Source organism: Lentzea sp. NPDC004782, assembly GCF_040609115.1.
GTDB lineage: Bacteria > Actinomycetota > Actinomycetes > Mycobacteriales > Pseudonocardiaceae > Lentzea.
In genome coordinates this window covers 73195-94102 of the sequence record NZ_JBEXJN010000024.1, presented here as the reverse complement: position 1 = coordinate 94102, position 20908 = coordinate 73195, and the positions used below count along the sequence as shown (strand labels likewise).

General features: G+C 71.4%; 14 protein-coding genes. 9 read left to right on the top strand and 5 right to left on the bottom strand.

Going from position 1 to position 20908, the window contains the following annotated elements:
• Positions 1 to 216 precede the first annotated feature (216 nt).
• Positions 217 to 1161, top strand: a complete 945-nt coding sequence (locus tag ABZV40_RS22975) for an MBL fold metallo-hydrolase (RefSeq protein WP_355444903.1) — start codon at positions 217 to 219, stop codon at positions 1159 to 1161.
• A gap of 49 nt (positions 1162 to 1210) precedes the next feature.
• Here the strand turns inward: ABZV40_RS22975 and ABZV40_RS22970 are convergent, their stop codons facing one another.
• Both ABZV40_RS22970 and ABZV40_RS22965 read right to left on the bottom strand, forming a co-directional pair.
• Complete coding sequence (locus ABZV40_RS22970) at positions 1211 to 2518, bottom strand: MFS transporter (RefSeq protein WP_355444900.1); 1308 nt, start codon at positions 2516 to 2518, stop codon at positions 1211 to 1213.
• 77 nt (positions 2519 to 2595) lie between these two features.
• Positions 2596 to 5409: an FAD-binding and (Fe-S)-binding domain-containing protein gene (locus ABZV40_RS22965; RefSeq protein ID WP_355445039.1), complete on the bottom strand. Its 2814-nt coding sequence runs from the start codon at positions 5407 to 5409 to the stop codon at positions 2596 to 2598.
• A gap of 129 nt (positions 5410 to 5538) precedes the next feature.
• Here ABZV40_RS22965 and ABZV40_RS22960 point away from each other — a divergent pair, with 129 nt between their 5' ends.
• On the top strand, positions 5539 to 7086 hold the full coding sequence (locus ABZV40_RS22960) for a helix-turn-helix domain-containing protein (RefSeq protein WP_355444897.1): 1548 nt from the start codon (positions 5539 to 5541) through the stop codon (positions 7084 to 7086).
• Positions 7087 to 7149: 63 nt separating this feature from the next.
• Here the strand turns inward: ABZV40_RS22960 and ABZV40_RS22955 are convergent, their stop codons facing one another.
• Entirely contained in the window at positions 7150 to 7848 is a 699-nt protein-coding gene (locus ABZV40_RS22955) for a GntR family transcriptional regulator (protein WP_355444894.1), read from the bottom strand.
• Positions 7849 to 8012: 164 nt separating this feature from the next.
• Here ABZV40_RS22955 and ABZV40_RS22950 point away from each other — a divergent pair, with 164 nt between their 5' ends.
• From ABZV40_RS22950 to ABZV40_RS22935, 4 genes are read left to right on the top strand one after another with little or no spacing between them, the layout of a single operon-like run.
• Positions 8013 to 9401, top strand: coding sequence for an MmgE/PrpD family protein (locus ABZV40_RS22950; protein WP_355444891.1), 1389 nt, complete (start codon positions 8013 to 8015; stop codon positions 9399 to 9401).
• Entirely contained in the window at positions 9401 to 10507 is a 1107-nt protein-coding gene (locus ABZV40_RS22945) for an ABC transporter ATP-binding protein (RefSeq protein WP_355444888.1), read from the top strand. The genes ABZV40_RS22950 and ABZV40_RS22945 overlap by 1 nt, the downstream gene beginning before the upstream one ends.
• Positions 10504 to 12285: an iron ABC transporter permease gene (locus tag ABZV40_RS22940; RefSeq protein WP_355444886.1), complete on the top strand. Its 1782-nt coding sequence runs from the start codon at positions 10504 to 10506 to the stop codon at positions 12283 to 12285. The genes ABZV40_RS22945 and ABZV40_RS22940 overlap by 4 nt, the downstream gene beginning before the upstream one ends.
• On the top strand, positions 12278 to 13375 hold the full coding sequence (locus ABZV40_RS22935; protein WP_355444883.1) for an extracellular solute-binding protein: 1098 nt from the start codon (positions 12278 to 12280) through the stop codon (positions 13373 to 13375). The genes ABZV40_RS22940 and ABZV40_RS22935 overlap by 8 nt, the downstream gene beginning before the upstream one ends.
• 53 nt (positions 13376 to 13428) lie before the next feature.
• Here the strand turns inward: ABZV40_RS22935 and ABZV40_RS22930 are convergent, their stop codons facing one another.
• The gene (locus tag ABZV40_RS22930) at positions 13429 to 14622 is read right to left on the bottom strand and encodes a transposase (protein WP_355444880.1); all 1194 of its coding nucleotides are present in this window, start codon (positions 14620 to 14622) and stop codon (positions 13429 to 13431) included.
• Between the two features lie 152 nt (positions 14623 to 14774).
• Here ABZV40_RS22930 and ABZV40_RS22925 point away from each other — a divergent pair, with 152 nt between their 5' ends.
• Together ABZV40_RS22925 and ABZV40_RS22920 are read left to right on the top strand one after the other, a co-directional pair.
• Positions 14775 to 15941: an acyl-CoA dehydrogenase gene (locus tag ABZV40_RS22925; protein WP_355444877.1), complete on the top strand. Its 1167-nt coding sequence runs from the start codon at positions 14775 to 14777 to the stop codon at positions 15939 to 15941.
• Positions 15938 to 17875: a 3-hydroxyacyl-CoA dehydrogenase NAD-binding domain-containing protein gene (locus tag ABZV40_RS22920; RefSeq protein ID WP_355444874.1), complete on the top strand. Its 1938-nt coding sequence runs from the start codon at positions 15938 to 15940 to the stop codon at positions 17873 to 17875. Before ABZV40_RS22925 ends, ABZV40_RS22920 begins: the two co-directional genes overlap by 4 nt.
• Here the strand turns inward: ABZV40_RS22920 and ABZV40_RS22915 are convergent, their stop codons facing one another.
• Positions 17876 to 18712 carry an acyl-CoA thioesterase domain-containing protein gene (locus tag ABZV40_RS22915; protein WP_355444871.1) on the bottom strand — a complete coding sequence of 279 codons (837 nt, stop codon included), beginning with the start codon at positions 18710 to 18712 and terminating at the stop codon, positions 17876 to 17878.
• A 66-nt stretch (positions 18713 to 18778) separates the two neighbouring features.
• Between ABZV40_RS22915 and ABZV40_RS22910 the strand changes: the two genes are divergently transcribed.
• Positions 18779 to 20854: an acetate--CoA ligase family protein gene (locus ABZV40_RS22910; protein ID WP_355444868.1), complete on the top strand. Its 2076-nt coding sequence runs from the start codon at positions 18779 to 18781 to the stop codon at positions 20852 to 20854.
• Positions 20855 to 20908: the final 54 nt, after the last annotated feature.

Here is a 20908-nt window from a genome sequence, read left to right as displayed (position 1 = left end):
GCGCTGTGGACACTGCAGCGGCCTGCGAGATCCAGCTGGCCGCCCAGTCGAGCGGACAGCCACCGACCGAGGGCCGCGGTCCACGCGGCACGCGAGTCCCTCCAGATGGGCGACCACACCGAGTCCGGCCGCAGCCTGCCCGAGGCCCCGCGTCGCGGGATCGACCCGGAAAGCGCAAGCCAGTCACCGGGAACTACCCCACAGATAGGAGTCCGTTTGTCCAGGCACTTCGATTCCCCGCTGTCACGCCGGAAACTGGGCCGCTACGCGGCCGGTGTCGGCGCCGCCGCCCTCTTGGGTGGTGGTGTCGCGAACGCGGCGACCGAGACGGCCGAGCACTACTACGCCAAAGCGCGAAGGCTGGCGGGGCGCGATCCCGTGCTGCTGGATCTCGTCGACGCCCTGAGCCGCGACTTCGTACTCCCCGACCTCCCGGCACCGGCTCCGGTGAAGGTCTTCGACAACGTCGCGGTGCTCAGCGTCGGCTGGGTTTCGGCGCTTGCCCTGTTCACCAGCGACGGCATCGTGCTGATCGACGCGCTCAACAGTCCCGCGGAAGCCGAGAACGTCATCGTGTCCGGGCTGCGCACCCTCGGCGCCGACCCCGCGACGATCCGGTACGTGATCGTCACCCACGGCCACTTCGACCACTTCGGCGGGGCGCAGTACCTCGCCGACACGTACGGCGCCAGGGTCATGATGTCGGCTGCCGACTGGACGTACCTGGCGGGCACCACGCAGCCCAACCAACCCCGACGCGACCTCGACATCAGCGACGGCCAGCAGCTCACCGTCGGGGACACCACCGTCACGCTCAACCTCACCCCCGGTCACACGCCCGGCAGTGTGTCACCGATCTTCCCCGTGCGAGACAAGGGAATGCCGCACACCGCGATGCTGTGGGGCGGCACGAGGCCACCCGACAGCGCGGCGGACCTGCGCACCTATCTGTCCTCAGTGGAGTTGTTGCGGAGCCGGATGAGCCGGGCACGCGTCGACGTGGAGCTGTCGAACCACCCGTTCTGCGACAACGGACTGGAACGTATCGCACAGCTGGGGAACGGGCGGAACCCCTTCGTCGTCGGGATGGCCGGGACACAGCGGTTCATGAACGTGATGGCCAACATGGTGCGCGGGCACATCATCGCCTCGGGCGGTTGAGAAAGGTGTGGCGCACTGGCCCGGTGCGCCACACCTCCGCGTTGACCGGTCAGGCTTGCAGGTCCACCCCTCGCGGTTCTCGGACCAGGGACACCGCGACCGTCGAGATCACCGCCAGCACCATGATGTAGACCCCGACCGAGATGACGCTGCCGGTCGACTTCACCAGTGCCTGTGCGATCGTCGGGGCGAACGCACCGCCCAGGATGGCGCCCAGGGCGTAGCCGATGGACACGCCGGAGTAGCGGACCTGGGGCGGGAACATCTCGGCGTAGAGCGCCGACATCGGGCCGTAGGACAGGCCGAGGCCGAACGACAGCACGACGATCGCCAGCGTGAACAGCAGTACGTCGGCGGTCTGCATGAGCAGGAACAACGGGATCATCCACACGAACAGCGCCGCGTAGCCGATCTGGAAGGTCCGCACCCGCCCGATCCGGTCGGACAGCCCGCCGCTCCACAGGGTGAAGACCAGCCAGCCGACGGCGCCTGCGATGGTGGCGGCGAGGAGGCTGGAGCGGGCCATGCCCAGGGACGTGCCGTAGCCGATGAAGTAGGCGATGAGCAGGTAGCCCGCGGCGTTCTGCGCCACGAAGATCAGCGCGGTCAGCACGACGTTGCGGGTGTGGGAGCGGAACAGGTCGCGCAGCGGCGCCGACGAGTGCGCCTTGCGGTTCAGCATCTCCTGGAAGACGGGGCTCTCCTCGACGATCCGCCGGATGACGTAACCGCCGACGATCAACACCACGGAGAAGAGGAACGGGATGCGCCAGCCCCAGGAGAGGAACTGGTCCTCGGTGGTGAGCGAGCTGGTCAGCCACAGCGTCCCGGTGGCCAGGATCAGGCCGACCGGGACGCCGATCTGCGGGTAGGCGCCGAACAGGCCGCGCCTGTCCCGCGGGGCGTGCTCGACAGCCATCAGCGCCGCGCCACCCCACTCGCCGCCTGCCGAGAAGCCCTGCACGATGCGCAGCACCACCAGCAGGACCGGAGCCCCCACCCCGATGCCGGCGTAGGTCGGCAGCAGGCCGATGAGCGTGGTCGCCCCGCCCATCAACAGCAGCGTGAGAACGAGCATCTTCTTGCGGCCTAGCCGGTCACCGAACCGTCCGGCGATGATCGCGCCGAGCGGGCGGAACAGGAAGCTGATGCCGATGGTGGCGAGCGAGACGATCTCGGCGAACCCGCCGGACGGCGCGAAGAACAGCGGGCCGAAGACCAGGCTCGCGGCCTGGGCGTAGATGAAGAAGTCGTACCACTCGACGGTCGTGCCGACGAGGGTGCTCGCGAGGACCCGGCGTTCCTCACGGGTGCGGGTGGGGGTGTCCACGCGAACGGATTCGGCGGATTCGGACATCGGAACCTCTCTGTTCTGATGGTCGCGGTGGTGGGGGACTGTTGGACGAAACCGGGCACCGCCGGGGGCTGGTGGGATCAGCGGGTGGCGCGGTCGAGCGCGACGATCGCCGACTCGTAGGGGCGGCCGGTGGCGTGCTCCAGACCGAGTTCGCACGTTCGGTTGCCGGACAGGTGCAGGTCGGCGTCGGCGGCGTGGACCTCCTCGACCTCGCGCCGGGTGGCACTCTCGGTGATCTCGCGGTGCAGGAACCCCCGGTCGCCGGCGAACCCGCAGCAGGTCGCTTCCAGCGGCTCGACGACGTCGTCGGCGACGGCCGCGGCCAGCGCCCGCAGGTCCGCGCCCAGACCGAGCCGGCTCATCGCGCAGGTCGGGTGCAGCACGGCACGGGCGACCCGGCGCCGCACGCTCGCCCGCGGCAGCAGCTCGGTGGTGACCCAGGCGAGCGCGTCGACGACGGTGATCGCGGCGTGGCGGCGCCGGTTCTCCTCGGTGAGCACCGGGGCGAGATCTTCCAGGATGCCCAGCGTGCACGAGGCCGCGTCGACGACGACGGGCAGCCGGCCGCCGTCGGACCAGGTCCACATGCGTTCGACGAGGTCGTTGGCCGCGTGCGCGCGGGCCTCGGGGAACCCCTTGCTGTGCCAGACCGTCGAGCAGCAGGACCCGGCTGTGTCGGCGGGCAGCCACAGGCGCGTGCCGGTGCGTTCGGCGAGTGCCGGCATGGCGCGGGTGATGGTCGCGTCCGCGCGGTCCCGGGGAGCGCCGAAGATCCGGTTGACGCAGGCGGGGTAGTAGACGGCGACGGCGTCGTCGGGGCGGACCGCGGCACCGCGCACCGGTTGGGCGGGTCCTGGCGTGGCGGGCAGCCATTCGGGCACCAGGCCGGTGCCGCCGAACCGCCGCACCAGCCGGGTCAGCGCGGTCAGCGACCGGTCGCCGGTCACGCGGGTGAGCAGCCGGGCGACGTCGAGCGCGACCCGGACCCCCACCTCGACGGCAGTCCACCGACGGGCCAGGACCAGCGCGACGCGGCGGGCCGTCCGGGACTGCCGGGCCTGGCGGTGCTGCTTCATCGCCGCGCCGGTGTCGATGCCCACCGGACAGGCCACCGCGCACGAGCTGTCCGCGGCGCAGGTGTCGACCGCGGCGTAGGTGTGTTCGGCGCGCAGCTGTCGGCTGTCGGCACCCAGGGCGTCCCGGCGGGCGATCTCGCGTCCGAGCGCGATGCGCTGCCGGGGTGTCGTCGTCACGTCACGGCTGGGGCACACCGGTTCGCAGAACCCGCACTCGATGCAACCGTCGGTGATGGGGTCGGCCGACGGGATCGTCTTGAGGTCGCGGATGTGGAGCAGGGGGTCGTCGGTGAAGAGCACGCCGTCGCCGAGGATGCCGGCCGGGTCGATCGCCTTCTTGACCCGGCGCATGTGACCCAGGAGCTGCTCGCCCCATTCGCGGCGCACGTAGGGCGCCATGTTGCGGCCGGTGCCGTGTTCTCCTTTCAGCGAGCCGTCGAACCGGTCGAGGACGAGGTCGACGATCTCGTCGACGCAGACCCGGTAGCGCTCGACGTCTGCGGGCCGGCTCGGGTCGAACACCATCGAGTAGTGCAGGTTGCCGGCCGCGGCGTGGCCGGCGACGGCGCTGTCGAAACCGTGGCGCTCCAACGTTTCGCGGAGCGCGACTGCGGCCTCGGCGACCCGGTGCGGGGGGAAGCAGGCGTCCTCTCCGAGCAGGATCGTGCCGGCCGGACGGCCGGCACCCAGCGCGGCGAGCAGTCCTTTGCGGACCGCCCAGTACCCTCGGGCGACGGCAGGGTCGCGGGTGAACGCCTTGGCACAGCCGGGAAGCACGTCGTCCGCGCCTTTCTCGAACACCTCCAGCTCCGTCGGGTCGGAGGCGCGGAACTCGATGAGCAGCGCGGCGTCGGCCTCGCCGATGCCGGCCATCCAGTCCGGGGCGCCGGCGATGTCGCGGGTGCTGCGGATCGACAGGTTGTCCATGAGCTCGACGGCGCGGGCGCCGAGCCGGACCAGCGACGGCACCGCACCGGCGGCGTCGGCCAGGTCGGGGAAGCGCAGGAACGCCGTGGTCGCGAGCTTGCCCAGCGGCACGGTCCGCATGGTGATCTCGTCGATGAAGCCGAGGGTGCCCTGGGACCCCACGAGGAGGCGCCGCAGGATCTGTGCCGGGGCGGTCTCGTCGAGGAACGCGTCGAGCCGGTAGCCGTTGGTGTTCTTGATGGCGAACTTGGCGCGGATCCGTTGGGCGAGCGCGGTGTCGGCACGGAGCTCGTCACGGATCGCTTCGAGTTCGGCGACCATCGCGGGTTCGGCCGCGGCGAGGTGGGCGTCGGCGTCCGGGTCGGCGGTGTCGACCACTGTGCCGGTCGGCAGCACGATCCGCAGCGCGGCGACGGTCCGGTAGGAGTTGTCGGTGACCCCGCACACCATGCCGCTGGCGTTGTTGGCGACCACCCCGCCGAGGCAGGCGGCGCTGGAGCTGGCCGGGTCCGGGCCGAGAACGCGGCCGTGCTTCGTCAGCCGCACGTTGGCTCGGGCCAGGACGACCCCGGGACCCGCACGCAGGATCTGGCCGTTCTCCTCGACCGCGACCCGGTCGAAGTGCCGGCGGACGTCGAGCAGGATGTCGTCCCCCTGGGCCTGGCCGTTGAGACTGGTCCCGGCGGCGCGCAGCACGACGCGGCGACCGTGGGCGGTGGCGAACCGGAACACCGCTGCGACGTCGTCGGCGTCCCTCGGCAGCGCCACCGCTCGGGGGACCAGCAGGTAGGGACTCGCGTCGGAGGCGTAGCGCACCCGGTCGGTCTCCGAGAGCAGGACCCGGTCGGCACCGAGGACCTCGATCAGGGGTTCCGGCTTCGTCAGCATGGGTTTCACGGCCTCCAGGTCGTCGTGGGAGCCAGCATGACGGCCTGTCACACGCTGCGACAATGTCCACTCGTAACATCCGAGAGTCGGATTGAATGTCCTGCCGAACATCGCCGAAAGAGGGCAGCCATGTCGTCGATCCCCCTGAGTGAGCTGGTCATGGCGCTGGGGCCGGGCATCGCCGAGCACGTGGCCGGACCGGCAGACGCCGCGGTGGCCGCGGTCGACCTGTTCGACCCCGACGAGGAGGGGGAGACACCGGTCCGCAGTCTGCAGCTGGCGATCGGACTGGATCCGCGGTCCCCGGAGGCGCTCGACCGGGCGCTGGCCGTGGTCGCCGAGCGCGACGGCGTGCTGGCCGTGCGGTCCCACCGCGACGGAGCGGAGTTCCTGCGCACCGCTGCCGACGCCGCCGGGGCCGCTGTCGTGGCGATCGACCCCGCGATGCCGTGGACTCGACTGTTCGGCCTGGTCTCCGCGCTGCTCGCGACCGCGGTCGACGGGGAACGCGGCGGTGGAGCCGACGCCGGCGCCCCTGGAGGAGGCGGCGACCTGTTCGCCCTGGCCAACTCGGTCGCGATCACGACCGGCGGCGCGATCGCGATCATCGACACCGACCGCACGATCGTGGCCTACTCCAGTGTGCCGGGCCAGCCGATCGACGAGCCGCGCCGCGCCGGGATCCTCGCCCGCCGGGTGCCCGACGACAACCTGCCCGACCACCTGATCGCCGGGCTGTGGCGCAGCAACACCGTGTACGCGGTCCGCCGGCCAGGACACCTGCCGCGGTCGGCGATCGTCATCCGCGCGGGGGACCGGGTGCTCGGCTCGCTGTGGGCCCTCTTCCCGGACGAGGCGGCGACGGTCGGCGTCGAGCCGCTGCTGATCGCCGCGGCCCGCACCGCGGCACTGCACATGCTCGTGGCACGCCGGCAGTTCGACGCCGACCAGGACGCGCGCGACCAGGCGCTGCGCAAAGCCCTGGACCGGCCGGGCGCCGCGACCGCGGTCCCGTGCCCGGCCACGCTGGTCTGCCTGGCCGAGACGGCCGGCGACAGCACGCGCACGAACCTGATGAGCGTGCTGGACGCGCTCGGTCCGGCCGCCCGCGCGCTCGGGTACGAGCCGGCGCTCGCCCTGGTCGGCGACATCGTGTTCGTGCACGTCCCGCACGTGGCGTCGGCGGTCCGGATGCCGGCGCTGCTCGACCAGCTGGCCCGGCGGGCGGCGGGGGTGTCGGCCGTTCCGGTCCATCTCGTCGACGGCGGTGTCGTCACCTCGCCGCGGCTGTTGCCCGAGCGGCGCGAGGACCTGGAGGGCACCGTGCGGCACCTGCGGGCGACCGGTGCGGCCCCAGGCCGGTACGCGCTGGCGGACCTGCGGATCGACCTCGTCGCACAGCGGCTCGTCGACGCGGTCCGCGCTGATCATCGACTGCGTTCCGGTCTCGGCGCCCGCATCACCGCCGACGATCGCGAACGCGGCACCGAGCTGGGCCGCACCCTGCTGGCCGTGCTGCGCCACGCCGGGGACGTGCGTGCGGTGGCCGAGGAGCTGTCGTTGCACCCGAACACCGTCCGGCAACGCCTGCGCCGGGCCACCGAGACCTACGGCATCGACCTGGCGAAGCCGGCCCAGCGCCTGGTGCTGGAGCTGGAACTGCGGGCGGGGTGGTGAGCGCACGTCCGAGTCGGAGAAGGACAGCGGAACGGGAAGCGGGTCGCACTCGTGCTCGGCGGATCAGGTGGCGCCGAGGTCCTCCCGGTCCTGGCTGCCGGAAGCGCGCAGTTCGGGGTGCCGGTCGCGGATCGCGGCCGCGTGCCGGACGTGCTCCGCGGTGAGCCGACCGGCCGCTTCCGCGTCGCCATCGCGCAACGCCTGGAGGATGCCGTCGTGATCACGCTGCAACGCGTCCGCGTGCTCGGTCGACCAGATCGTCGCGGGCGGCGTGAAGCGCACCCACAGCGCCTCGACGTACTGCAGCATCAGCGGTGACGACATCTCGTAGATCGCGAAGTGGAACCGCTTGTTGAGCCGGGACAGCTCGGCGGGTGCCGTGCCGTCGCGCATGGCCCGTTCGATGTCGGCGTGCCGTGCCTCGACGGTGCGCAGGCCTTCCGGGGTCATCCGCTCGACGGCCGTGCTCGCCGCGACGGCCTCCACGGCGGCGCGCAGGCGATAGAGGTCGGCGGCGGTGTCCGGTGTCATCTCCCGGACCGTGGCGCCTCTGTGCGTGGCGTAGTCGATCACGCCGTCGGCCTCGAGCATGCGCAGTGCCTCGCGTACCGGGGTGGGGCTGACGCCGTAGCGCTTGGCCAGCACCGTCTGCTTGATCAGCTCGCCGGGGCGGATGGTGCCGGACGCGACGTCCTCGCGGATCCGGTCGGCAACCCAGGCGGTGCGGCTCTGCGGGGGAGACGCGGAGCTTCCGTTGGTCATTCGACGTCCTTCGGTCCGGAGGCCTGATCTCTACAGTCTATGGGATATGGGAAATCGGCCCTGGATCCTCAGGTGTAACCTGTAGACAACACTCTATAGACTATGTAGCTTCTCTCGCACGCCGCCGACGCCGGTGGCCCCCACCAGCCGAGCGGGAGGGTGCAATGGCTGCACATACCGGTTTGACCTGGCATGTCGCGGAGTGGATCGTCGAGCAGGGGCACCGGCCTCTGCCCGCCGAGCTTGATCGGCACCTGCGGCGGATGACCCTCGACGCCGTTGCCGGGATGGTGGCCAGCTCGGCCGGGCCCGTCTCGCACGCGGTCGCGCGACATGCGGCGGCCCTGTACCCCGGCGACGAGGTGACCGCGATCGGTCACGGGCGTGCCTCGGTTCTCGGTGCGGCCCTGGTCAACGGCACGAACGGGCACGGCATCGAGTCCGACGAGGGGTACACCCCCGGGAGCATGCATCCCACGTCCGTGGTGCTGCCGGTGGTGTTCGCGCTCGGCCAGAGCACCGGCGCCGACGCGGCACGGGTGCGGGTGGCGGCTGCGATCGGGATGGAGCTGGCGTGCCGGATCGCGGCGGCCGGTCACCCCGCGACGCGCGACCGCCACTTCCACAACACGCCGCTCGGCGGTGTGTTCGGCGCGGCGGCCGCGGCGGCCGTGCTGCGCGGCCTCACGGTCGGGGAGACGGCGAACGCGCTGGGCATCGCCGGGTCGCACGCGAGCGGGCTGTTCGAGTTCCTCGGCGACTCGGCCGAGGTCAAGCGGTTCCACCCCGGCAAGGCCGCGCGGGACGGCATCGCCGCCGCGGACCTGGCGACGTGCGGACTGACCGGGCCGACCACGGTGCTGGAGGGTGCCGACGGGTACTTCGCCGCCTACGCGGGGCCGGTGGGGGAGGCGTGGTCGCCGGAACGGGTTCGCGACGGCCTCGGCGAGCGGTGGGTGTTGCTCGGCACGTACGTGAAGCCCTACCCGTGTTGTCGGCACGTGCACGGTGCGATTGACGGCGCGTTGGCTCTGCGTCAGGAGCACGGCATCGATCCGTCCGAGATCGAGGCGGTGCGGGTGGAGACCTTCCCGATAGCGGCCCGGCACAACGGCACCGGCCTGGACACCGTGCTGCAGGCCCAGCTCAGCCTTCCGTACACGGTCGCCGTCGCGCTCACCCGCGGCGCGGTGACGTTGAGCGACTTCGCCGCGGACGCCCGCTCCGACGCCGCCGTCCGCGCGCTGATGAACCGCGTCACCGTCACCGTCGACCCGGACGCCGACGCCGCCTACCCCCGGTCGGGCCGCCCGGCCCGCACCACGGTCGAACTGAGCGACGGGCGCACCGTCGGCACGTGGGTCCAGCAGCCCTACGGCGAGCCCGCGAACCCGTTGTCCGACGCCGCGCTGGAGGAGAAGGTCCGCGGTCTCTGCGAACCGGTGATCGGAGAACCCGCGACCAAGGACCTGATCGACGCCGTGCACCGGTTCGACGGCCTGGACTTCCTGGACGACGTCGACCGCGCGGCCCGCACCCGAGGAGCCAACTGATGAAGGTCGGTGTCGAGGCGCTCGAGCTCGTCTACGGCGAGCACCGTGCCGTGAAGAACCTGGATCTCACCATTTCCGACGGGAAGTCGGTGGTGCTGCTCGGCGAGTCCGGCTGCGGCAAGACCAGCACCATGCGCTGCATCGCCGGCCTGGAGGCGCCCAGTGGCGGGCGCATCACGATCGGCGACCGGATCGTGTACGACGGAGCGCGGGGTGTGTCAGTACCACCGTTTCGGCGCAACGTCGGCATGGTGTTCCAGTCCTACGCGGTCTGGCCGCACATGACGGTCACCGACAACGTCGCGTTCCCGTTGCGCATGAAGGGGATCAGCCGCACCGAGAGCCGGCGCCGCGCACTCGCCGTGCTGGAGGTCGTGGGACTGGCGCACCTCGGCTCACGCGGTGCCAGCCTGCTCTCGGGCGGCCAGATGCAACGGGTGGCGCTGGCCCGTTCGATGGCGATGGAACCGGCCGTGCTGCTGCTCGACGAACCACTGTCCAATTTGGATGCACGACTGCGGGACGAGCTGCGGGTCGAGCTGCGCCGCATCCAGCTGGAAAGCGGGCTGACGAGCCTCTACGTCACCCACGACCAGCAGGAGGCGCTGGCGCTCGCGGACTCGATCGCGATCATGCAGAACGGCCGGATCACCCAGTTCGGCACGCCGGAGGAGATCTACGCCCGGCCCGCCAGCGCGTCCATCGCGCGTTTCCTCGGCGTCACCAACGTTTTCGAGGTCTCCGCCGTCGACGGTCACCGGGTGCGGCTCACCGGTCAGGAACTCGCGGTCGACGAGCTGGGTGACGGTGAGGGTCCGTGGCACGCCTGCATCCGGCCGGAGCACGTCCGGGTCGACCTGACGACCGGTGCGGAAAGCCGCGCGGTGAACCGGTTGTCCGGCACCGTCGAGGTCGCGGTGTTCCAGGGCGCGTCGATCCGGTGCACCGTGCGGACGGGATCCGGGATGGTGCTGGAGGCGATCTGTCCGCCGCCGCCGGGCGGGACGTTGACCGCGGGGACCGAGGTGAGCGTGGCGATCGAGGCACGCGACATCCACCTGCTGCCCGAGCACACAGCGGAGCACGGGGAGGTCGTGGCGGCATGACGACGACCCCCGTCCCCACCCGTCCTCCTGCCGCCCCGGCACCCGGCGTCGCGAGCCCGAGCCCTCGCCGCCGCGCCACCGTCCCGCTGCGCACCCGTCTGCTCGGGCTTCCGCTGCTGGCCCTGGTCGCGTTCCTGGTGCTGGTTCCGGCCGGTTTCATCCTGCTCGCGGCGTTCAGTTCGGACGTGCCGCGTCCTGGCAGCACGGGCCTGTCCTTCACGTTCGACAACCTGCGGGTCGTCGCGGCAGAAGGCGTCACCGCTGCCGCGCTGAACTCGCTGGTGATCGCGATCGGCGCGACCGTGCTGGCGTCGCTGATCGGCGGCGCGCTGGCGTTCGCGGCGGCCCGCACGAACGTCCGTGCGCGCGGGTTCCTGTACCTGATCGGGCTGATGCCGCTGTTCCTGCCGTCCTACGTGGGCGCGCTGGCGTGGTCGATCCTCGCGAGCCCCGGCGCCGGGCTGATCAACGTCGGCTTCCGCGACCTCGGGATCACCGGGCCGGTGGTGGACGTGTACTCCTACGGCGGCGTGATCGTGGTGATGGCGATGTACTACGCGCCGTACGCGTTCCTGATGATCCACAGCTCGATGGCGTTGATGAACCCGGACCTGGAGGACGCGGCCGGCGTGCACGGCAGCCCGACGTGGCGGGCGCTGCGGACGGTCACGCTGCCGCTGTCACTGCCCGCGGTGCTCGGGTCCGGCCTGCTGATCTTCGTGCTGGTCTTCGAGAACTTCCCGGTGTCCCAGGTGCTCGCGACACCGGGCGGCATCGACACGCTGCCCACGTTCATCTACAAGCTGATGAACACCACGCCTTCACGCGGCAACGAGGCGGCGGTGGTGGCGATCGCACTCGTCGCGGTGGTCGTGCTGGTGACGTGGCTGCAGCGGCGGTTCCTCGCCTCGCGGTCGTTCACGACGGTTTCCGGCAAGGGCGTCAAGCCGCGCACGATCGCGCTGGGCAGGTGGCGCACGCCGGTGTTGCTGGCGGCGCTGGCCTACTTCCTGCTGTCGATCGTGTTGCCGTTGCTCGCGTTGCTGCTCTCCGCGGTGCGCAGTTCGCCGTACATGCGGTCGTTCGCCTCGCTGGCGGATCCGGGCGCCATCGACGTCACGTCGTTCGCGGCGGCGGTCACCTCGGACGGATTCCTCGGCGCGACGACGAACAGCGTCGTGGTCTCGGTGGCCGCCGCTGCCCTCGGCACCGCGCTGGCCTTCGCCGTCGCCTACGTGGTGTACCGGACGCGGTCGTGGGGCAAGGGCGCGCTGGAGGGCGTTTCCATGGTGCCGCTGGCCATTCCGCACGTCGTGCTCGGCATCGGTCTGTTGTGGACGTGGCTGGTGATGCCCCTGCCGGTGTACGGCACGCTCGGCGTGCTGATCATCGGATTCCTCGTGGTGCAGATGCCGCAGGGGTTCCGCGGCATCGCGTCCTCGATCCGGTCCCTCGACCGGGACCTGGAGGACAGCGCGGTCATGCTCGGCGCGCGGCGGGTCCGCGCGGTCACGTGGATCACGCTGCCGCTGCTGCGGGTGGCGGTGCTGTCGACGTTCCTGTTGCTGCTGATGCTCAGCATGCGCGAGCTGACCGTGCCGTTGTTCCTCTACACCACCGACACCGAGATCCTCTCGATCGCCATCTACGACCAGTTCGAGAACGGCGGCGCGCTGCGTGAAGCGTCGGCCACCGCGCTCGTCTACTGCGCGATCATGTTCCTGCTCAGCTACCTGCCACGCCGCTTCGGGGCGGGCTCAGGGGGACGTCATGGCTAAGACCAACGTGCTCGTGGTGGCGGCACTCCTGCTGATCACCGCGTGCGGATCACCGGCCAACTCCAAGACCGCGCAGGCCGAACGGCTGCTGCCACCTCCGGCGGTCGACACCTCCGACGGGCTGCGCGTCGACGGGGAGCTGGTCGCCGACCGCGCGCTCTACGCGGAGGCCCGCGGGCAACGTGTGATCCTGTACTCCGCGGCGGGCAAGGAGGCGGAGGACCTCACCATCGCCCGGTTCACCGCGGAGACCGGCATCCCGGTCGAATTGACCCGGCTGCCCAACAACAAGCTGGCCGAGCGCGCGCTGTCCGAGCACGGCGCGGGCAAGCTCGGCGCCGACGTCATCCGGCTCACCGACCCGCGCACCGCGCGGAAGTTCACCGACGCGGGCGTGTACGTGCCGTACGAGACGCCGTTCCGCGCGCAGCTCAAGCAGTCGAGCCCGAACTGGTTCGCCGCCTACTACTTCGTCAACGCGATGGCCTACAACTCGGCCATCCACACCGAGAACCCGCCGGACGGCTGGGAGGACCTGGTCGACCCGCGCTTCCGCGGGGAGCTCGGCATCGTCGCGATCACCACCGGCGGCACGCTGAACGCGCTGACCCGCTTCCAGCTCGACACGTTCGGCCCGCAGTTCCTCGACAGGATGGCCCAGCAGAAGCCGCGAGTGTTCAACTCGACCTCCACCGAGGTGGACGCCCTGGCGCGCGGAGAGATCTCGATCGCGACCGTCAGCGTGAACAACGCCTTCGGCGCGGAGACCGGCGGTGCTCCGATCCGCCTGGTCATCCCGGAGGAAGGTGTCTCGGCCTCGGAAGGGCCGCTCGGGCTCACTCCTCGCGGTGCGCGGAGCGCGGCCGCACGGGTGTTCGTGAACTGGTCGGCGTCCAAGGCGGGCCAGCGGTTCGTCGGATCGCAGGGTTTTGTCCCGGTGCGCACCGACATCGGCACGGTCCGCACCGGCGACTACGAGCTGCCCACCGCCGACTCACCGCGGTTCCACCTGCTCACCGAGGACGGTTTCGCCCGGCACGCCAAGGCGGACGAGGCCCTGTGGAAGCAGAAGTTCGGCTTCATCGGCTGACTTCCGACGAAAGGCACGACTTGACTTCTTCCCCTCGTGAACGAGGGGGAGTCCTACGGCTCGCGCCGCGGGGTTTTCTGCTTCGTCGCCGACTGCCCGCCCGGAGGGTTCCGTTGAGGTCTTACACCGGCCCCACAGACTGTCACCGCCAGCCCGGCGGCCAGGATGTTGCGTGCCGCGTTCACGTCCCGGTCATGGGTCGCGCCACAGCCACAGGTCCACATTCGCACGTGGAGCGGCATGCTGACGGCGAGCGCACCGCAGACCGAGCACAGCTTGGACGACGGGAACCAGCGATCAACGGTGATCACGTCCCGTCCACGCCAGTCTGCTTTGTACTGCAGCTGTTGCCGGAACTGCCGCCAGCCCGCGTCATTGATGGCGCGAGCCAGGCGGTGGTTGCCGACCATGTTGGACACAGCCAGATCCTCGATCACGAGCGTTTGGTTCTCACGCACGAGCCGAGTAGTGATCTTGTGCAGGTGGTCCGTGCGCCGATCGGCGATCCGGGCATGAATACGGGCGACCTTGACGCGGGCCTCGGCCCGGTTGTTACTGTCCTTCTGCTTGCGGCACAACGCCCGCTGGGCCTTGGCCAGTGCCGTCCGGTCGCGGCGTTCATGCCGGGGATTGCCGATCTTCTCCCCGGTCGAGAGCACCAGCAGGTGATCGAGACCGACATCGATGCCCACCACCGAATCCGTGGCGGACAACGGTGTGACACCGGGGTCCTCGCACAGCAGGGACACGAACCAGCGGCCGGCCGCGTCCCGCGACACGGTCACCGTCGACGGCAGCACACCCTCGGGCAGAGGCCGCGACCAGCGGATGTCCAGCGGCTCGGCCATCTTCGCCAGCGTCAACGCCCCGTCACACCAACGGAACGCCGAACGCGTGTACTCCGCCGAAGCGCGCGACTTCTTCCGCGACTTGAACCGCGGAAACCGCGCACGCTTCGCCCGGAAGTTCGTGAACGCGGTCTGCAGATGCCGCAACGCCTGCTGCAACGGCACCGACGACACCTCAGCCAGAAACGCCAGTTCCTCGGCGCGCTTCCACGCGGTCAGCAATGCCGACGTGGCCTCGTAGCCGACCCGCTCCCCGCGCAGCGTCCACGCTTCAGCACGGGCCTGCAGCGCCAAGTTGTAGACCTTGCGGACACACCCGAACGTGCGCGACAGCTCCGCCGCCTGCGCCTCGCTCGGATGGAAGCGGTACCGAAACGCCCGCTTCACCAGCCCATTCACCGTTCACAGATTACCCGGCCGCTGTTTTCCCCTGTACGGGTGGGTCGTGGACGCCGTATCGCCCCGGCGGCGACACGGCTGTTCCTGCTCTGCTCCGCAGGGGGCCGATTCCTCCTCGTCCTGAAGGACGAGGTCTCCTCGGAGGACTTCAGATGACCACGACCGTCGCGCACTCCGCCGACGTCACCGCCACGCAGGACCTGCTCGACTCGGTGAACGCTTTCGCTCGCAAGCACCTCGCGCCGGGCGCCCTGGAACGCGCCCACGATCCGCGCTACGCCTGGGACGTCGCCCGGATGCTCGGCGAGCAGGGCCTGCTCGGGCTCACGATCGCCGAAGCGGACGGCGGCCAGGGCGCCGGGCTCGCCACCGCCGTCGCCGTGATCAGGGCCGTCGCCCAGCACTGCCCGAAGAGCGCGGACATCCTCCAGGCGGGCAACTTCGGCGCCATCCGCACGTTCGTCCAGTTCGGCACACCCGAGCAGAAGGCCGCGTACCTGCCGGACCTGTTGTCCGGCAACGGGTTGATCGCCCTCGGCATGAGCGAACCGGAGGCCGGGTCCGCCGCCACCGAGCTGACCACCAGCGTCGTCGAGGACGGTGACGACATCGTCATCGACGGCACCAAGATCTGGTCCACGCACAGCGTCGACGCCACCCTGTTCCTGGTCTACGTCCGGTTCGGGCCGGGCACCGGCAACATCGGCTCGGTGCTCGTCGAGCGCGGCGACCCCGGCTTCACGCTGGGCCCGCCGTCGTCCTACATGAGCGGGGAGACCTGGGCCCAGCTGTACTTCGACGGCTGCCGGATCCCGCGCTCGCGGATCCTGCTCGGTCCCGGCGGGTTCAAGAAGCAGATGAGCGGATTCAACGTCGAACGCATCGGCAACGCCGCGCGCTCGCTCGCACTGGGCAGGCTCGCGTTCAACCTCGCGCGTGACCACGTGTCGCAGCGCACCCAGTTCGGGCGGACGTTGAACGAGTTCCAGGGTGTGCAGTGGACGTTCGCCGAGGCCGCGGTCGAGCTCGACGCGGCTGAGGCGTTGCTGGACCGCGCGGTGCGCAACGCGGAAGACGGGTTGCCGTCGGCCTACGAGACGACCGTCGCCAAGCTCGCCGCCAACAAGGCCGGGTTCAAAGCGGCCGACGCGGCGATGCAGATGATGGGCGCGCTCGGCTACAGCACCGAGTCGCTGGTCGAGTACTGCATGCGCCGGACCCGCGGCTGGATGATCGCGGGCGGGTCGATGGAGATGATGAAGAACCGGATCGCCGAGGAGATCTTCGGCCGCCGCTTCAGCCAGCGGGCACCGCGATGAGCGGGCCCGTCCGGATCGAGCGGGACGGCGACGTCGCCGTCGTCGTGATCGACAACCCGCCGGTCAACGCGAGCACCGCGGCCGTGCGCCGAGGCTTGCTGGAAGCGTTGCACGCCACTGCGGACGACCCGGTGGTGCTGATCGGCGCCGGCAGGCACCTGGTGTCCGGGTCGGACCTGCGCGAGTTCGAGGGCGAGATCCCCGAGCCGCACCTGCCGGAGGTGCTCGCCGCGATCGAACGGCACCGGCGTCCGGTGGTGGCGGCGATCTCGGGCTCCACCCTGGGCGGCGGGTTTGAGCTGGCGCTGGCCTGCGACCTCCGAGTCGCGGTGGAGGGCGCGCGGATCGGGCTGCCGGAGGCAGGGCTGGGCATGATTCCCGGCGCCGGCGGCATCGTGCGGACGGTGCGCCTGATCGATCCGGACCGGGTGCTGGAGCTCGTGGTGTCCGCGGCACCGGTGGACGTGGCGCACTCCGAAGGCGTGGTCGACCTGGTGGTGCCGGAACGGCTGCGGGAGCGCGCCGTCGCCGCGGCCAGGACCGCGACCAAACGCGTGCTCACCGAGCAACCCGCGCGCACGGGACCGCCAGGGCGGTTCGAGGAGACGGCCCGGCGGCTGCTGGCCCGGCACGGTGCGACGGGACCGGTGGTCTCGGCGATCGGGGCCGTGCTGACGGCTACGGCGGTACCGGCGCGGGCGGCGTTGCGGCACGAGCGGGCCGAGTTCCTGAGGTTGCGGGCCAGTCCCGAAGCGGCGGCGTCGCGGCACCTGTTCTTCGCCAGAACCGCGGCGACCCGCGCGGGAAAGCCCTTGGTACGAAAGGAACTCCGCCGAGTCGGAGTCATCGGCGCGGGCACGATGGGCGCGGGGATTGCGCGGGCGTTCGCCGCGTCCGGCGTGGAGGTCGTGCTGGTCGACGTGAACGCCGAGATGCTGGAACGCGCCCGCACGTCAGCGGTGCGCACCAGCACGCGGATGGCCGACCTCGCCGGGGTGGACCTCGTGGTGGAAGCGGTTTTCGAGGACCACGACGTGAAGGCCGAGGTCCTCGCGGCCGCCGCCGCGGTCGTGCCGGACGTCCCGCTGGCCACCAACACGTCCTATTTGGACGTTGACGCCCTCGCCGCGGCCGTGCCGGATCCGAGTCGCGTGCTGGGCATGCACTTCCTCGCCCCGGCCCACCGCACCGCCGTGCTGGAGGTGGTGCGGGGCGAGAAGACCGGCTCCGACGCGATGGATCACGCGTTCTCCGCGGCACGCCTGCTCGGCAAGACGCCGATCGTGGTCGGGGTGTGCGACGGGTTCGCCGGCAACCGGGTGTTCAGCGCCTACCGGTACCAGTGCGAGCTGCTGGTCGAGGAGGGCGCGGAACCGCGCCAGGTCGACGAGGCGCTGCGGGACCTCGGTTTCGCGATGGGCCCGTTCGCGGTGGCGGACATGTCCGGTCTCGACGTCGCGTGGCGGGCCCGCCGCCGCCGCGACGCCGCCAGGGACCCGCGGGAGCGCTACCCGGACGTGGCCGACCGGCTCGTGGAGAAGGGCCGGCTCGGCCAGAAGACCGGCGTCGGGTGGTACCGCTATCCGGACGGCACGAGGACACCGCAGGACGATCCCGAGGTGGCGCGGATCATCGCGGAATCCCGCGCGGACAAGGGGATCACCGCCAGGTCGATCGGGCCGGGGGAGATCACCGAACGGGTGCTCACCGCGATGGCCAACGAGGCCGCGTTGCTGCTCGCCGAGGGGATCGCGGCCCGGCCCGGCGACGTCGACGTGCTGCTGACGCGCGGCTACGGCTTCCCGGAACGGCTGGGCGGCCCCTGTCACTGGGCCACCACCCAACCGCCCGCGAAGCTCGCGGCAGCCCTGCGGCGGCTCGAAGAAGCCGTCGGCTGCGGGTTCCGCGCGGGTGATCCGGCGTTGTTGCGCTGATCAGAGCACGAGACCGTGCTGGGCGACGGAGGCGACGGCCAGGCCCGCGGCGTCGAACACGGTGCCGCGGGCGAGCCCACCCCCGGCGTGCGCGGCGGGGCAGTCCTGGACGTACAGGTACCACTGCCCGCACACCGGGGAGGCGTGGAACCACATCGCGTGGTCCACGCTCGCCATCGGACGGTCGCGGGCGATCACCGGCAGCAGCGAGCGGTCGGAGGCGAACGCCAGCACCGCCCGGTGCAGGTGCTCGCCGGCGTCCGGCGCGGGCTCGGCGCGGAACCAGAAGCACCGCGGCGAGCCGCCGACGTACCGGACGTCCAACGGCCGGGAAGAGGTGCGCCAGTCCCCGAGCGGCGGCAGCCGCACACCATCCGGCGCAAGACCGAGGGAACGGCGCTCGGCGAGCGTGGGCAGTTCCTCCGGCGCGGGCACGGCCGGCGCCGTCAGTGAGACGGGGTCGTGCGGCGGCTCGTCCGGCCCCAGCGCCACGACACCGGTGAGCAGCTCACGGCCGGCTTGCTCCGCGCTGACCGCGAGAACGGTGCGGGTTCGGCCCTCGCGGACCGTGCGGATCGAGTAGCCGATCGGCACGCCGGGGCGTCCGGGGCGCAGGAAGTAGACGTGCAGCGACTCCACGGCCCGCCCGGCGGGGGAGTGCTCACCCGCCGCCAGCACGACCTGCCCGAGGAGGTGGCCGCCGAACACGCGCTGGTCGAACCCGTGCACCGGGGATCCGGTGAGCAGGCCGCCCGCGCGGTGCAGCCCCAGCCGTTCGGCCAGCGGCGTGGTGTTCACGACTCCTGGAACGGACGTCTCGTCCCCGCTGTGGTCCATGCCGCAGACAATACAACCCAATAGTCTATAGAGTATTGAGAACTGTCTCTGCGTGAGGGAGAACCGATGAGCCAGACCCCGTTGGCCGCCGCCCTGCTCGAGCCCGCGACCGTGGCGATCGTGGGCGCCTCCGACGACCCGAGGAAGACCACCGGCCGTCCGCAGCGGTTCCTCGCCCAGGCGGGGTACCGCGGCACCGCGTGGTTCGTGAACCCGCGCCGGGACACCGTGCAGGGGGAGAAGGCGTACCCGAGCCTGTCCGCGTTGCCGGGCGTGCCCGACCACGTCTACGTGATGACCGGGGCGGACGCGGCCGTCGAGGCGGTCGCCGAGGCCGCACGGCTCGGTGTGCCGGTGGTGACGGTGCTGTCGTCCGGGTTCGCGGAGGAAGGCGAGGAAGGGCTCGCCAGGGAGGACCGGCTGCGCGCCGCGGCCGCGCTGGGGCCGACGCGCGTGGTGGGCCCGAGCAGCCTGGGCGTCGTGAACCCGCGCAACGGTGTGATGCTCACCGGCAATGCCGCGTTCGGCGAGCCGGACACCCCGCGCGGCGGGATCTTCGTGGCGTCGCAGTCCGGCAGCGTGATCGGCGCGCTGGTCAGCCGGGCACGGGGGCGCGGGATCGGGTTCGCGGGCCTGGTGTCCACCGGTGGTGAGGCCGACCTGTCGCTGGGGGAGATCTGCACAGCGACGCTCGACGACCCGGAGATCACCTCCTACGCGCTGTTCCTGGAGTCACTTCGGCACTCCCGCCATCTGGCCGAGTTCGCCGCCGCCGCGCACCGGGCGGGCAAGCCGGTCGCGGTCTACAAGCTCGGCCGCTCCGAGGAGGCCGCCGCGCTCACCGTGTCGCACACCGGCGCGCTGGCCGGCGAGGACACCGAGGCGGACGCGTTCTTCCGCGCGTGCGGGTTCGCCAGGGTGAGCACCTTCGAAGGACTGGCCGAGGCACCCGCGCTGCTCGAACGGATCCCGGCGGGCAGCGGTCCGCGCACGCCGCGCGTCGGCGTCGTGACCACCACCGGCGGCGGTGCGGCGATCATGGTCGACCAGCTCGCGCTTCGCGGGGTGTCCGTCCGTGCGCCCGGCCGCGAGCTCGTCGAACGGATGGCGGCGGCGGGCGCACCCGTGCCGCACAGCCTGATCTCCGACCTCGGGCTGGCCGGTGCCCGGCACGACATCGTCACGGCCGCCCTGCGCGAGCTGCAGGACAGCGGCGAGTACGACCTCGTCGTGTTCGTGATCGGCTCCTCCGCGCGGCTCAACCCCGAACTCGCCGTGCAGGCGCTGGCCGACCGCGGCGGGCATGCCGTGCCCGTCGTCGGGTTCGCGCTCCCGGACGCCCCGGACGCCGCCGCGCTGCTGGCCGCGTCGGGCGTTCCCGCCTTCCGCACCCCGGAGACGTGCGCCGACGCCGTCGCCGCCGCGTTCGCCCGCCGCACCGCGACGATCGACCCGGAACGGATCGGGGCGTGCCCTTCCGGCGAGCCGGTGCTGATCGACGAGCAGGCGTCGGCCGAGGTGCTCACCGCGGTCGGCGTGCCCGTGCTCCCGTCTGTGGTCGTCAAGATCGCTTCACTCGACGACGTCGAGCTGCCGTTCGGATTTCCGGTGGTGGTCAAGGCGTTGTCCGACCAGCTCGCGCACAAGACCGACGTGGGTGGCGTGGTGCTGAACGTCGCCGATGCCGACGGCGTGCGCGAGGCGGCCCGCCGGATGGTCGCGGACGTCGCGCATCGCGCCGGTGTCACCGTCGACCGCGTCCTGGTGCAGCCGATGGCCGAGCCGGGCGTCGGCGAGGTGCTCGTCGGCTTCCGGCGCAGCCACGACGTGGGGCCGGTGGTCGTGCTCTCCACCGGTGGCGTGCAGGCCGAGCTGTACGACGACGTGTCGGTACGCCTCGCCCCGGTTGACCGCGAGACCGCTCTCGAGATGATCGACGAGGTGAGGGGGCTCGTGGTGCTCAAGGGTCATCGCGGCGCCCCGGCCGGTGACGTGACGGCGTTGGCCGATGCCGTCGTCGCGATGTCGGCACTCGCCCACGAGCTGGAGGTCGTGGAAGCCGAGGCCAATCCGGTGCTCGTGCGCCGCAGCGGTGCGGTGGCGCTGGACGCGCTCGTGCGGCGGGTGACCGGTCGTACGTGACACCGTGATCTACAAGCCGCTGCGCGATTTTCCTGCTCACGCCCCGGCCAGCAC